Source organism: Streptomyces sp. 8N706, from assembly GCF_052245415.1.
Taxonomy (GTDB): Bacteria; Actinomycetota; Actinomycetes; order Streptomycetales; family Streptomycetaceae; genus Streptomyces.
The window spans coordinates 1-13,493 of the sequence record NZ_JBQQBW010000152.1 but is presented as its reverse complement, the minus strand read 5'-3'; the positions used below and the strand labels follow the sequence as shown (position 1 = coordinate 13,493).

12 protein-coding genes are annotated in these 13,493 nt (G+C 71.1%); all 12 read right to left on the bottom strand.

Annotated features, from left to right (window positions below; translation table 11 throughout):
• Positions 1–232 precede the first annotated feature (232 nt).
• Entirely contained in the window at positions 233–2,761 is a 2,529-nt protein-coding gene (locus ACTWQE_RS31525) for a RelA/SpoT family protein (protein ID WP_443332508.1), read from the bottom strand.
• A gap of 203 nt (positions 2,762–2,964) precedes the next feature.
• Positions 2,965–3,516 (bottom strand): adenine phosphoribosyltransferase, encoded by a 552-nt coding sequence (locus ACTWQE_RS31520; RefSeq protein ID WP_443332507.1) that lies wholly within the window; start codon positions 3,514–3,516, stop codon positions 2,965–2,967.
• Positions 3,513–4,649, bottom strand: a complete 1,137-nt coding sequence (gene secF, locus ACTWQE_RS31515) for a protein translocase subunit SecF (protein WP_443332506.1) — start codon at positions 4,647–4,649, stop codon at positions 3,513–3,515. Before secF ends, ACTWQE_RS31520 begins: the two co-directional genes overlap by 4 nt.
• 1 nt (position 4,650) lies before the next feature.
• Complete coding sequence (secD, locus tag ACTWQE_RS31510) at positions 4,651–6,426, bottom strand: protein translocase subunit SecD (protein ID WP_443332505.1); 1,776 nt, start codon at positions 6,424–6,426, stop codon at positions 4,651–4,653.
• Positions 6,427–6,607: 181 nt separating this feature from the next.
• Positions 6,608–7,132, bottom strand: a complete 525-nt coding sequence (yajC, locus tag ACTWQE_RS31505; RefSeq protein ID WP_443332504.1) for a preprotein translocase subunit YajC — start codon at positions 7,130–7,132, stop codon at positions 6,608–6,610.
• Between the two features lie 178 nt (positions 7,133–7,310).
• Positions 7,311–8,378 (bottom strand): Holliday junction branch migration DNA helicase RuvB, encoded by a 1,068-nt coding sequence (gene ruvB / locus ACTWQE_RS31500; RefSeq protein ID WP_443332503.1) that lies wholly within the window; start codon positions 8,376–8,378, stop codon positions 7,311–7,313.
• 432 nt (positions 8,379–8,810) lie between these two features.
• The gene (gene ruvA / locus ACTWQE_RS31495) at positions 8,811–9,437 is read right to left on the bottom strand and encodes a Holliday junction branch migration protein RuvA (RefSeq protein WP_443332502.1); all 627 of its coding nucleotides are present in this window, start codon (positions 9,435–9,437) and stop codon (positions 8,811–8,813) included.
• Positions 9,434–10,012, bottom strand: a complete 579-nt coding sequence (gene ruvC / locus ACTWQE_RS31490) for a crossover junction endodeoxyribonuclease RuvC (RefSeq protein ID WP_443332501.1) — start codon at positions 10,010–10,012, stop codon at positions 9,434–9,436. The genes ruvA and ruvC overlap by 4 nt, the downstream gene beginning before the upstream one ends.
• Before the next feature lie 138 nt (positions 10,013–10,150).
• A complete protein-coding gene (locus tag ACTWQE_RS31485; RefSeq protein WP_443332500.1) occupies positions 10,151–10,903 on the bottom strand; it encodes a YebC/PmpR family DNA-binding transcriptional regulator in 753 nt (250 codons plus the stop codon).
• Between the two features lie 62 nt (positions 10,904–10,965).
• On the bottom strand, positions 10,966–11,562 hold the full coding sequence (gene pdxT, locus ACTWQE_RS31480; RefSeq protein WP_443332499.1) for a pyridoxal 5'-phosphate synthase glutaminase subunit PdxT: 597 nt from the start codon (positions 11,560–11,562) through the stop codon (positions 10,966–10,968).
• 128 nt (positions 11,563–11,690) lie between these two features.
• Positions 11,691–12,620, bottom strand: coding sequence for a pyridoxal 5'-phosphate synthase lyase subunit PdxS (gene pdxS / locus ACTWQE_RS31475; RefSeq protein ID WP_443332498.1), 930 nt, complete (start codon positions 12,618–12,620; stop codon positions 11,691–11,693).
• A 371-nt stretch (positions 12,621–12,991) separates the two neighbouring features.
• Positions 12,992–13,492 (bottom strand): hypothetical protein, encoded by a 501-nt coding sequence (locus tag ACTWQE_RS31470; protein WP_443332497.1) that lies wholly within the window; start codon positions 13,490–13,492, stop codon positions 12,992–12,994.
• Position 13,493 lies beyond the last annotated feature (1 nt).

Sequence of the window (13,493 nt, the reverse complement as noted above, 5' to 3'; positions counted from 1 at the left end):
GTGACCGGGAGGGTTTGCCGGGAAGCTCGCGGCGTCCGGTGCGGTGCATCGCACGGCGGTTCCGGGAGAGATCGCCCTCGTACTGGGGTCCCCCATGCCGAAGGCCAGGGGAGTACCCGGGCGACTCCGACACCGCAACGTGGGGGCACTCCCCCAGCCTTCGGCCGGGGGAGGTAGCTGGGGGAGTGCCGTGCCGGGCGTCGCGAGCCGGTGAACCTACCCGGTCACAGCACTAGCGATGGCGGGTCGAGGTGACCCGGTAGACGTCGTAGACGCCCTCCACACCGCGCACCGCCTTCAGAACGTGCCCGAGGTGCTTGGGGTCCCCCATCTCGAAGGTGAAGCGCGAGGTCGCCACCCGGTCGCGGGAGGTCTGCACGGCGGCGGAGAGGATGTTGACGTGCTGGTCGGACAGCACGCGGGTGACGTCCGAGAGCAGCCGGGAGCGGTCCAGCGCCTCCACCTGGATGGCGACCAGGAAGACCGAGGACTGGGTGGGCGCCCACTCGACCTCGAGGATCCGCTCGGGCTGCTTGGACAGCGAATCGACGTTGACACAGTCCTGGCGGTGTACGGAGACCCCGTTCCCCCGCGTGACGAAACCCATGATCGGATCGCCGGGCACCGGCGTACAGCAGCGGGCGAGCTTGACCCAGACGTCGTCCACGCCCTTGACGACCACACCCGGGTCCGCGTTGGACCGGCGCTTGGTACGGCGCTGGATCGGCGGGGCGGTCTCGGCGATGTCCTCGTTCGCCGCGTCCTCGCCCCCGAGGGCCTGGACGAGCTTCTGGACCACGTTCTGCGCGGAGACATGCCCCTCCCCGATGGCCGCGTAGAGCGAGGAGATGTCCGGGTAGCGCATCTCGTGCGCCAGGGTGACGAGCGAGTCGCCGGTGAGGATGCGCTGGATCGGCAGGTTCTGCTTGCGCATCGCCCGCACGATGGCGTCCTTGCCGTGCTCTATGGCCTCGTCACGGCGCTCCTTGGAGAAGTGCGCGCGGATCTTGTTGCGGGCACGCGGTGACTTGACGAAGCCGAGCCAGTCACGGGAGGGACCCGCTCCCGACGCCTTGGAGGTGAAGACCTCCACGAGATCGCCGTTGTCCAGGGTCGATTCGAGCGGTACGAGCCGGCCGTTGACCCGGGCCCCTATGGTCCGATGGCCGACTTCGGTGTGCACGGCGTACGCGAAGTCGACCGGAGTGGCCCCGGCCGGAAGCGCTATGACATCGCCCTTGGGCGTGAAGACGAAGACCTCGTTGCGCGACAGGTCGAAGCGCAGGGACTCCAGGAACTCACCCGGGTCCTCCGTCTCCTTCTGCCAGTCCAGCAGCTGCCGCAGCCAGGCCATGTCGTTGACCGCGTCGTCCTTGCCCGACCGCTTGGGCACATCGGTACGGACCTTGGAGGCGCCCGCGACGGCCTCCTGCTTGTACTTCCAGTGCGCGGCGATGCCGTATTCGGCGCGCCGGTGCATGTCGAAGGTGCGGATCTGCAGCTCGACCGGCTTGCCGCTGGGCCCGATGACCGTCGTGTGGAGCGACTGGTACATGTTGAACTTGGGCATCGCGATGTAGTCCTTGAACCGCCCCGGCACCGGGTTCCACCGCGCGTGGATGGTCCCGAGCGCCGCGTAGCAGTCGCGGACGGTGTCGACGAGGACACGGATGCCCACCAGGTCGTAGATCTCCGCGAAGTCCCGGCCGCGGACGATCATCTTCTGGTAGACGGAGTAGTAGTGCTTCGGGCGGCCGGTGACGGTCGCCTTGATCCGGGCCGCGCGCAGATCGCCCTGCACCTGGTCGGTGACCACGGCGAGGTACTCGTCCCGCTTGGGGGCCCGCTCGGCCACCAGCCGCACGATCTCGTCGTACATCTTGGGGTAGAGGATCGCGAAGGCGAGGTCCTCCAGCTCCCACTTGATGGTGTTCATGCCCAGCCGGTGCGCCAGCGGGGCGTAGATCTCCAGGGTCTCGCGGGCCTTCTTCTCCTGCTTCTCCCGCTTGAGGTAGCGCATGGTGCGCATGTTGTGCAGGCGGTCGGCGAGCTTGATGACCAGGACGCGCGGGTCCTTGGCCATGGCCACGACCATCTTGCGTACGGTCTCGGCCTGGGCCGCCTCACCGAACTTGACCTTGTCGAGCTTGGTGACGCCGTCGACGAGCAGGGCGACCTGGTCGCCGAAGTCACGGCGCAGGGTGTCCAGGCCGTACTCGGTGTCCTCGACGGTGTCGTGCAGCAGTCCGGCCATCAGCGTGGCCGGGTCCATGCCGAGCTCGGCCAGGATCGTCGTCACGGCCAGGGGGTGGGTGATGTACGGGTCGCCGCTCTTGCGCTTCTGGCCGCGGTGCCAGCGCTCGGCGACCTGGTAGGCCTTCTCGACCTGGCGCAGCGTCGCCGTCTCGATCTTCGGGTCGTTGCTGCGGACGATGCGCAGCAGCGGCTCCAGGACCGGGTTGTACGGGCTGGAGCGCTGTACGCCGAGGCGGGCGAGACGGGCGCGGACGCGGTTGGAGGAGGCGGAGCGCGGCGCCGGTCCGGCCGGGGCCGGGCGGGCCGGGGAGGTCCCGGTGGCGCCCGCGACGGCGCCGTTCGGCCCCCGCTCGGCGGGGGACTTCGGCTTGGCCTCGGGGCCGCGCTTCGCCAGGGGCTTCGCCGCGCCGGACGCCTTCTGGGCAGAGGTGTCCGCCGCCGCGGCGGCCTCGGCGGAGGCCTTCTGCTGTTGCGCGGCGGTCAGCGGCTGGGCCTCGTCTGGCAAGAGCACTCCTCGTGGTGGCCCTCCGTGCCGAAGTCGGGCACGGAGGAAGGTCCGGCCCCCCGATCAGGTCCGGAGATGCCCATGGTATCGAGGACTCGTGCGAGGCCGCCGAGCCGGGGCAGGACGGAGGGGCTGCGGGGGCATGGCGAAGGGGCGGGAGCCCGGTCCGCCCGGCCCGCCCGCCCCTCCTTCATCCGCGGGTCTCAGACCGTGATCAGGGCCTCCAGCGGCGCGCCCGCGAGGGCGGGGGTTAGACGCTGCCGGCCGGCCAGGAAGCCCAGCTCCATAAGGACCGACACCCCGGCGACCTCGGCTCCGGCCCGCCGGATGAGCTGCAGCGACGCCTCGCCGGTGCCACCGGTGGCGAGCACGTCGTCGATGACCATGACGCGGTCCGAGGGCACCAGGTCCTCGGCGTGGACCTCGATCTCGGCGGCGCCGTACTCCAGCTCGTACGCCTGCGACAGGGTCGCCCCGGGCAGCTTGCCCGCCTTGCGCGCGGGGACGAAGCCCAGCCCGGCCCGTATGGCCGCCGGGGCGGCCAGGATGAATCCGCGCGCCTCCAGACCGACGACCTTGGTGGCGCCGTGCCGTACGCACAGCTCGGCGAGCGCCTCGGTGAGGGCGCCGAAGGCCGACGGGTCGGCGAGGAGCGGGGTGATGTCCTTGAACGTCACGCCCGGCTGGGGATAGTCCGGCACGTCCCGTATCCGGGAGAGGAGCAGACTCCGCAGCTCCGGCGACGCGGCGCTCATCGGCGCTTCCCCGAGGGGCGGCCACGGCGGTTACGGGACGCGGGCTGGGCCCGCTGGCCGACCACACCCGCGGCCGCGGCCTCGTCGTCGTCCTGGTCGTACGCCCCCTCGCCCGGGACGGCGTCCTGCGGGGCGCCCTCCGACTCCTCGCCGGCGCCCTTGGCGGCGGCCGCGGCGCGCTTGGCGCGGACCCGCTTGGCCAGGGCCTTCATCTGCGGCTCGCGCTCCTTGAGGTCGGCGACCAGCGGGGTGGCGATGAAGATCGAGGAGTAGGCACCGGCGGCCAGGCCGACGAACAGCGACAGCGAGATGTCGTTGAGCATGCCCGCGCCGAGGACGCCACCGCCGATGAACAGCAGGCCGGCCACCGGGAGGAGGGCGACCACCGTCGTGTTGATGGAGCGCACCAGGGTGCCGTTGAGGCTGCGGTTGGCGATCTCGCTGTAGGTGAAGCGGGTCTGTTTGGTGATGCCCTTGCTGGCTTCCTTCAGACCGTCGAAGACCACGACGGTGTCGTACAGGGAGTAGCCGAGGATGGTGAGCAGGCCGATGACCGTGCCGACGCTCACCTCGAAGCCCACGAGGGCATAGATGCCCACCGTGATCGTCAGGTCATGGATCAGCGCGACCAGGGCGGCCAGGGCCATCCGCCACTCGAAGGCGATGGCGAGATAGATCACCACCAGGGCCATGAAGATCCCCAGGCCCGTCCAGGCCTTGTTGGCGATCTGCTCACCCCAGCTGGGGCCGACGAGGTCGGCGTTGATGTCGTTCGCCGGAATGTTCAGGTCCTCGGACAGATCAGCCTTGATCTGGTCGGCCTTCTGCGGGTCGACATCGCCGATCTGGATGCGCAGGCCGCCGGTGCCGAGCTCCTGCACGTGGGCGGTGTGGCCGGATACCTTCTCGGCGGCCTCCTCGGCCTGACTGCTGGAGACGGACGCCTTCGGCGTGGTGAAGACCGCCCCGCCCGAGAACTCGATGCCCATGTTGAGGCCGCGCACCCCGAGACCGACGATCGCCGTGATCGTGATCAGGATCGAGATGCCGTACCAGATCATCCGCTTCCCGACGAAGTCGTAACCGACCTCACCGCGGTAGAGCCTGGCGCCGAGGCTGCCGAGTCGCGACATCTCAGGCCTCCTTCGGGTCGGTCGGAACGACGGGGGTACGGCTGCGGCGGCTGCGCAGGGGCGGTTTCACGCCGAGACGCTTGGGGTCCAGGCCGGACCAGGGGTGCCCGCCGCCGAAGAACTTGCCGCGGGCGAGGATCGTCATCAGCGGCTTGGTGAAGAGGAAGACCACGACGACGTCGAGCAATGTGGTGAGGCCCAGGGTGAAGGCGAAGCCCTGCACCTTGCCGACCGTGGCGGCGAACAGCACCGCGGCGGCCAGGAAGGACACGAAGTCGGCCACCAGAATGGTCCGCCGGGCCCGCGGCCAGGCCCGCTCGACGGCGGGCCGCAGCGAACGGCCCTCGCGGATCTCGTCGCGGATGCGTTCGAAGTACACGATGAAGGAGTCGGCGGTGATACCGATCGCGACAATGGCGCCGCAAACGGCCGGCAGGTTCAGCGCGAAGCCGATGCCTGGGCCGAGCAGGGTCATGATCGTGTAGGTGAGGATCGCGGAGACCAGAAGGCTGAGGATGGCGACGAATGCCAGACCCCGGTAGTAGGCCACCAAGTAGAGGACGACCAGCGCGAGGCCGATGGCGCCGGCGATGAGGCCCGCCTGCAGCTGCTCGCCGCCGAGCGCCGCCGAAACGGTGGTGACGCTGGACTCCTCGAAGGTCAGCGGCAGCGCACCGTAGGAGAGGACGTTGGCGAGGTCCTCCGCGGTCTGCTGGGTGAAGCTGCCGGAGATCTCCGCGTTGCCGCCGGTGATGGAGGTGGAGACGCTGGGCGCGGAGACGACCTGACCGTCCAGCACGATCGCGAACTGGTTGCGCGGCGGCTGCTGGCTCGCGAGCGTGCCGGTGGAGTCGGCGAACCGCTTCGAGCCCTTGTCGTTGAAGTCGAGCTGGACGAGCCAGCCGGAGCCGCGCTGGTTGTCGAATCCGGCCTTGGCGTCGCTGACGTCGGTGCCCTCGACGTCGGCCGGACCGAGCGCGTACTTCACCTTGCCGTCGTCGCTGCACGCGACGGTGGTGTCGGTCGGCTTGACGCCCTGGCCGGCCTGGGCGCGTGCCGCGGGCTTGGAGCAGTCCAGCGCGTCGAGCTTCTTCTGCAGGCCGGCGGGGACGCCCGCGCCCGGCTGGGGCTCGGGGACCGGGGGCTGGGAGGGCTCCGGCTTACCGGTGGGGGTGGCCTTGCCGGCGGGAGTGGCCTTCGGCGAGGGGTCGTCCTTCAGGGCGTCGGTGACGGCACGTCCCTGGGTGGTGGTGCTCGGGGAGGGCTTGGCCGAGGTCTTGGCCTGGTCGCCCTGTCCGGGCTTCTCCTGGCCGCCCTTCGCCTTGTCCGTGGCGGAGGGGCTCGGGGACGGCTCGGCGGTCTTGCCGCCGGGGGTGATCGCCAGAACGGGGCGGAAGAACAGCTGGGCGGTCGTACCGACCTGCTCCCGGGCCTGCTTCTCGTTCGTGCCCCGGGGGATGTTGACGATGATGTTCTCTTTGCCCTGGGTCTGAACCTCGGCCTCGGAGACACCCAGACCGTTGACGCGACGCTCGATGATGCCGACCGCCGTGTTCATATTGGTCTCGTTGATCGCGTTCTTCTCACCCGGCTGGTTCTTGGCCGTGAGGGTGATGCTCGTACCGCCGGCGAGGTCGATGCCCAGCCGCGGCGTGGTGTGCCCGGAGAGGAACATGCCCCCGGTGAGCGCGACCAGGACGATCAGGATCAGGGCCAGGGCGCGCCCAGGCCTGCCCTGGCCCCCGGAGGGCCTCCGGCCCTTCTTCGGTGATGCCACCTTCTCGTTTCTCCCTGTCCAACCGTCCCGCATCGTCGTCCGCGGGCGGCCACGAAGTGCTGTGGGGACGTACCCCGCCGGAGCCTAGACCGTCCGGGGACCGCGGCGCGCGCACAGGCGGGTGCCGCCCCCGGTCACGGGGCGGCTCCCTCGCCGGTAGCACCGCGGTCCGTGGGAGGGGCTACTTCGCGTCGGCGTCGCCGTCCTTCTTGGCGTCCTTCGGCTCGGCCTCCTCGGCGTCCTTCCCGGCCACGGCGTCATCGGCGTCGGCCTTGCCGAGGTCGACTCGCGGCTCCTCGGAACCGGCCTTGCCGGCGGGCACGGCCGGGTCGGCCGGGGCGACGGGAGCGGCGGGCGCGCCGTCGGCGGTGAGCTCGGAGGCGTCGTCCGGCACGAACGGGCCGTCGACCTTGAGGTCGGGCTCGATGCCGTGGACGATGCGGTTGTACTCGGCGTCCTCGAGGACGGCGCCGACGGAGTTCTTGGCGTAGACGGCGTGGACGCCGGGGGCGACCTCGAGGAGGACCGTGTCGGCGCCGACCTCCTTGACGGTGGCATACATCCCGCCGATCGTGCGGATGCCGGTGCCCGGCTGCATCTGGTCGCGCATCTGCGCGGCCTGGCGCTGCTTGTTCTTCGCCGACCGGGTCATCAGGAACATGGCCCCGATGAGCACGATGAACGGGAGGAGAGTCACGATATTCACGGGCCGGAATTTCCTTCGCACGACCGCGCATCTGCGGCGGCCTGGTATTCGGGGGTGGATGTCGCCGCCCGTCAAGGACGGCATCGGCGGAGTCTAGGCGAGTCCGCACCGGTGGAACAACGCCCAGCATGTCACCGGGGTTCCCCGGTGAGCGAGTCTCCGCGCCGTCATCGCCGGGTCACGCTCCGAACAATCCCTGCTGCCCCGCCCCGCCACCGCCCTGCTGCGGCGGCACCAGACCCAGATGGGCCCATGCCGCCGGGGTGGCGACCCTTCCGCGTGGCGTACGGGCGAGGAGCCCCTCGCGTACGAGGAACGGCTCGGCGACCTCCTCCACCGTTTCCCGCTCCTCCCCCACCGCGACGGAGAGGGTGGACAGGCCGACCGGTCCGCCGCCGAAGAGTTTGAGCAGGGCGCCCAGCACGGCGCGGTCCAGCCGGTCCAGGCCGCGGGCGTCGACCTCGTAGACCCCCAGCGCGGCGGCCGAGATCTCGCGAGTGACGACGCCGTCCGCCTTCACCTGGGCATAGTCCCGGACCCGGCGCAGCAGGCGGTTGGCGATACGGGGCGTGCCGCGCGAGCGGCCGGCGATCTCCGCGGCGCCCTCGGGCTCTATCTCGACGTCCAGCAGCCGGGCGGAGCGATGGATGACGCGCTCGAGCTCGGCCGGTTCGTAGAACTCCATGTGGCCGGTGAAGCCGAAGCGGTCGCGCAGCGGGGGCGGCAGCAGGCCGGCCCGGGTGGTGGCGCCGACCAGCGTGAAGGGAGGGAGTTCGAGCGGGATGGCGGTGGCACCCGGGCCCTTGCCGACGATCACGTCGACGCGGAAGTCCTCCATCGCCATGTAGAGCATCTCCTCGGCGGGCCGGGACATGCGGTGGATCTCGTCGAGGAAGAGGACCTCTCCCTCGGTGAGGGAGGAGAGGATGGCGGCGAGGTCTCCGGCGTGCTGGATGGCGGGCCCGGAGGTGATGCGGATCGGGGCGCCCATCTCGGCCGCGATGATCATGGAGAGGGTGGTCTTGCCGAGTCCGGGCGCGCCGGAGAGCAGCACGTGATCGGCGGTCGCACCGCGCTGACGCGCTGCCCGCAGCACCAGATCGAGCTGCTCGCGGACCCGTTCCTGTCCGACGAACTCCTCCAGGTCCTTGGGGCGCAGCGCCGCTTCGATGGCCTGGTCCTCGCCGTCGGCGGCGGCCTCGACCAGTCGCTCCGATGCCTCGGGGGTGGTGTCGTCCCAGTTCACTGCGGTTCGCCTCGCGATGTGGTGCGGATCTGATCGACGGTGCGGTCTGTTCGTGGGGGCACGGAACCGCGGCGGGGCCGGTCCGTGACGCTCCCCGGACTCCGTCCGGGCGGGGGTCCCCGGGCGCGCTGCCGGAGCGGCAGATCAGCGCTCCCCCGGCCTCCGGGCCGGCCCACCGCGCAGGACGCCGCTCGGCCCGGCGGCCGCACGCACCCCGCCGCCGCGGGGGCCCGGTTCGGCGGCCGACGGCTCTGTTTCCCGTACAGGACGAGGGCCCCGGGGCATGCTGCCGGGAGGAGTGCGGCATCGTCGGTCTCTCGGGTCGGCGGCCGTGGTGCGGGCCGGTCGGGGCTGCCTGCTCGGGCGGCCGGGTGGCGGGTCCGCGCCGCGAGCAGGTGGATGTCGGGCGGTCGGGCAGTCGGGCCATGGGGGCTAACGGCTCCGGTTGAGGGACTGCAGCGCGGCGCGGAGCAGCTGCGGCACCGGCGGGGTCGCGCCCCCGGCGGCCGCTGCCTCGGCCTGCGGGGCGACCGCGGCAACCGCCTCGTCGGCCTCCCGCGTGGCGTACCCCAGGCCGATGAGGGCGGTGTGCAGCTGGTCGCGCCAGGAGGAGGTCCCGGCCGCGCCGGTGCCCCGGGCCCCGACGGGGGCCGCGGCCGGCTCACCGAGCCGGTCCTTCAGCTCCAGCAGCAGCCGCTGAGCACCCTTCTTGCCGATCCCGGGCACCGTCATGAGGGCCTTCTCGTCCCCCTGCGAGACCGCGAGCCGCAGCGCGTCCGGGGAGTGCACGGCGAGCATCGCCTGGGCGAGCCGGGGACCGACCCCGCTGGCGGTCTGGAGCAGCTCGAACACCTGGCGCTCGTCCTCGTCGGCGAAGCCGTACAGCGTGAGCGAGTCCTCGCGGACGACGAGGGAGGTGGCGAGCCTGGCCTCCTGGCCGACCCTGAGCCCGGAGAGGGTGTTGGGGGTGCACTGGACCGCCATGCCCACACCGCCGACCTCGACGACGGCGGTGTCCGGGGCGAGAGCGGCGACGGGGCCGCGGACAGAGGCGATCATCGGGTGGTGCCCTTCTGGGGTGCCCCGCGACGAAGGCCGGGGGACGGGACGGGAGCGTGGGCGCGGCGAGCCGTGGTCTGCGCCTGCTGGAGGCGGTTGACGGCGGGGGCTCGCCAGATGTGGCAGATGGCGAGCGCGAGGGCGTCGGCGGCGTCGGCGGGTCTGGGCGGCGCGTCGAGCCGCAGCAGCCGGGTGACCATCGCGCCGACCTGAGGTTTGCCGGCGCGTCCGCTGCCGGTGACGGCGGCCTTGACCTCGCTGGGCGTATGCAGCGCGACGGGCAGTCCGCGGCGGGAGGCGCAGAGCATCGCGACCGCGCTGGCCTGGGCGGTGCCCATCACCGTACGGACGTTGTGCTGGCTGAACACCCGCTCCACGGCGACGCATTCGGGGCGGTGCTCGTCCAGCCACTCCTCGATGCCGCGCTCGATGAGGACCAGGCGCCGGGCGATGTCCGCGTCCGCCGGGGTGCGTACGACACCGACGCCGAGCATCCGCAGCGGACGGCCCGCGACGCCGTCGACCACGCCGATACCGCACCGGGTCAGTCCCGGGTCCACACCCAGCACCCGCATCGTGCCCCTCCCCTCAGGCGTTCGGTCACATGTTCCTGCAGGTTATCGGTCGGCACCGACAACACCCGCGGACAACGCCGACGGGCCGACGGGGCGTCTCCCCGTCGGCCCGTCGACGCATACCGAATTGACGGCCGGTCAGGCGTCGACTTTCGCCATGACGTCGTCGGAGACATCGAAGTTGGCGAAGACGTTCTGGACGTCGTCGCTGTCCTCGAGCGCGTCGATCAGCTTGAAGATCTTGCGTGCGCCCTCTTCGTCGAGCTCGACCTGCATGGTCGGAACGAAGTTGGCGTCGGCCGAGTCGTAGTCGACACCTGCCCCCTGGAGGGCGGTGCGCACCGCGACGAGGTCGGTGGCCTCGCTGATCACCTCGAAGCTCTCGCCGAGGTCGTTGACCTCCTCGGCGCCGGCGTCCAGGACGGCGCCGAGCACGTCGTCCTCGGTCAGCTCGCCCTTGGGGACGATCACCACGCCCTTGCGGTTGAAGAGATAGGAAACCGAGCCCGGGTCGGCCATGGAACCGCCGTTGCGGGTCATCGCGACACGTACGTCGGAGGCGGCGCGGTTGCGGTTGTCGGTCAGGCACTCGATCAGGACCGCGACACCGTTCGGGCCGTAGCCCTCGTACATGATCGTCTCGTAGTCGGCGCCCCCGGCCTCGAGGCCCGCGCCGCGCTTCACCGCGCTGTCGATGTTCTTGTTCGGAACCGAGCTCTTCTTCGCCTTCTGGATGGCGTCGAAGAGAGTCGGATTGCCGTCGGGGTCACCGCCGCCGGTGCGGGCGGCGACCTCGATGTTCTTGATCAGCTTCGCGAAGAGTTTGCCGCGCTTGGCGTCGATCACGGCCTTCTTGTGCTTGGTCGTAGCCCATTTAGAGTGGCCGGACATCCGCCTGTCTCCTTCACGTCACCAATTGCTGCACGAACGGTTGCGATCCTACCGGGATCGTGTCAGGCCTCCGCTCGCACCATCTCCACGAAATGCGCGTGGACGCGGTGGTCGCCCGTCAGCTCGGGGTGGAAGGACGTGGCGAGCACCCGGCCCTGTCGTACGGCGACGATGTGGCCGTCGTACGTGGCCAGCACCTCGACGTCCCCGCCCACGGACTCCACCCAGGGCGCGCGGATGAAGACGCCCTCCACCGGGCCCCCCTCGATGCCCGCGATGCCGACCGCTGCCTCGAAGGACTCGTTCTGGCGCCCGAAGGCGTTCCGGCGGACGATCATGTCGATGCCGCCGATGGTCTCCTGGTCGTCGCGCCCGTCCAGGAGCTTGTCCGCGAGCATGATCATGCCTGCGCAGGTGCCGTAGACGGGCAGCCCGGCCCGTACCCGCTCGCGCAGCGGCTCCAGCAGGCCGAAGAGAGCCGCCAGCTTGGACATGGTGGTCGACTCCCCTCCGGGAATCACCAGGCCGTCGACCTCCGCGAGTTCCTCGGGGCGGCGGACCGGGCGGGCCACGGTGTCGGCCTCCGCGAGCGCGACGAGGTGCTCGCGTACGTCGCCCTGGAGGGCGAGGACGCCGATCACGGGGGTGGTGCTGGACACGGGGTGAACCTCTCGGTGTGTGCGGGGACCCTACGGAAACCGGGCGGCCCGCCGATGATCGGCGGGCCGCCCGTCCGACGACTGCCGGAGCCCGGTGCGGCGGAGCCGCGGACGGGATCGACCGGCCTTTACCAGCCGCGGTTGGCGTAGCGCTCCGCCTCGGGCAGGGTGTCGCAGTTGATACCGACCATCGCCTCGCCGAGGTCGCGGGAGGCATCCGCGATGATCTTGGGGTCGTCGTAGAAGGTCGTGGCCTTCACGATCGCAGCGGCGCGCTTGGCCGGGTCACCGGACTTGAAGATGCCGGAGCCGACGAAGACGCCCTCGGCGCCGAGCTGGCGCATCAGCGCGGCGTCGGCCGGGGTGGCGACGCCACCGGCGGAGAACAGCACGACCGGCAGCTTGCCGAGCTCGGCGACCTCCTTGACCAGCTCGTACGGGGCGCGCAGCTCCTTGGCAGCAGCGTAGAGCTCGTGGTTGTCGAGGGCGCGCAGCCGGCCGATCTCGTTCTTGATCTGGCGGAGGTGGCGGACGGCCTCGACGACATTGCCCGTGCCGGCTTCGCCCTTGGAACGGATCATTGCCGCGCCCTCGGCGATACGGCGCAGCGCCTCGCCCAGGTTGGTCGCACCGCAGACGAACGGGGTGGTGAAGGACCACTTGTCGCTGTGGTTGACCTCGTCGGCCGGAGTGAGGACCTCGGACTCGTCGATGTAGTCGACGCCGAGCGACTGCAGCACCTGCGCCTCGACGAAGTGGCCGATACGGGACTTGGCCATGACCGGGATGGAGACCGCGTTGATGATCCCGTCGATCATGTCGGGGTCGGACATCCGGGCCACGCCGCCGTCCTTGCGGATGTCGGCCGGAACACGCTCGAGAGCCATGACCGCGACGGCGCCGGCATCCTCGGCGATCTTGGCTTCCTCCGGCGTGACGACGTCCATGATCACGCCGCCCTTGAGCTGCTCGGCCATGCCGCGCTTGACGCGCGCGGTGCCGGTCTCGGGAGTCCCGTTGAAGGCGTTGGCGGACGTGCTGGGGGGCGTGGTGGACACGGTTTGACCTCACTCGATGATGAACGTGCGATGAGCCCATCGTAGGCCCGTTCGATCCCCATTCCTGACCGGCCTTCCGGTCCAGGCGGGCCGCCGCACTACTACACGGATGACAAAATCGTGCCGGCCCAGGACACCGCAAGGGCCAATCGCCTGTCAGTGGCCCGACCGTCTCCCGGCCGCCCCCGTCCGCCCCCGTCCGCGAGGCGTTGCTCCCGGCTGCGCGAGGCAACGCCCCCGCAACGGGCGCGAGGCCCCGGCCATGAGGTGCCGCACGGACGTCGGGCCGCCGTGCGGACGGTGCGCCGCAGCAGTGAGGGCGCGGGCCGTGCCCCCGGCAGTGAAGCCGCGGACTCGGCGATTGCGGGCCGTCACTTCGTACGGTCCGCCAGGGCCGCCGGTGGCTCGTCGTCCATCTCGAACGCGAGCGGGGAAGGGGCATGTCCCGCGAGCCGGAACCAGCGCACGGTCCGGTGCCGTCGCAGCGCCCGTGCCGCCCGTACCGCGTCGTTGTGGAAGCGCCGCGCCATCGGGACGCGGAAGACCGCGGCGGACAGCTCTCCGGCGGTCTCCTCCCCGCCAGGCGCCTCGCGTACGGCCTCGACCTGCGCGGTCTCCGCGAACACGGCCCGCAGCGCCTGGCTGAGATCGCTCTCGGCGACCTCGCGCTGCTCCTCCTCGGCCTGGCGGGCGGAGTGGGCGGCTTCGTAGAGCACGATCGACGCGGCGGGGTCGAGGACCCCGGAGGTGGCCAGCTCCTGCGCGACCGACGCACGGCGCAACAACTGCGCGTCGAGCGCGGCGCGGGCGGCGTCGATCCGGGCGTGCAACCGGTCGAGGCGGCCCGCGGTCCAGCTGAGATAGATGCCGATG

Coding starts and splice junctions, on each gene's coding strand:
- ruvC (WP_443332501.1), bottom strand. CDS start 10,012: ATGCGGGTGCTGGGTGTGGACCCGGGACTGACCCGGTGCGGTATCGGC.
- ruvA (WP_443332502.1), bottom strand. CDS start 9,437: ATGATCGCCTCTGTCCGCGGCCCCGTCGCCGCTCTCGCCCCGGACACC.
- ACTWQE_RS31520 (WP_443332507.1), bottom strand. CDS start 3,516: ATGAGCGCCGCGTCGCCGGAGCTGCGGAGTCTGCTCCTCTCCCGGATA.
- ACTWQE_RS31485 (WP_443332500.1), bottom strand. CDS start 10,903: ATGTCCGGCCACTCTAAATGGGCTACGACCAAGCACAAGAAGGCCGTG.
- secF (WP_443332506.1), bottom strand. CDS start 4,649: ATGTCGCGACTCGGCAGCCTCGGCGCCAGGCTCTACCGCGGTGAGGTC.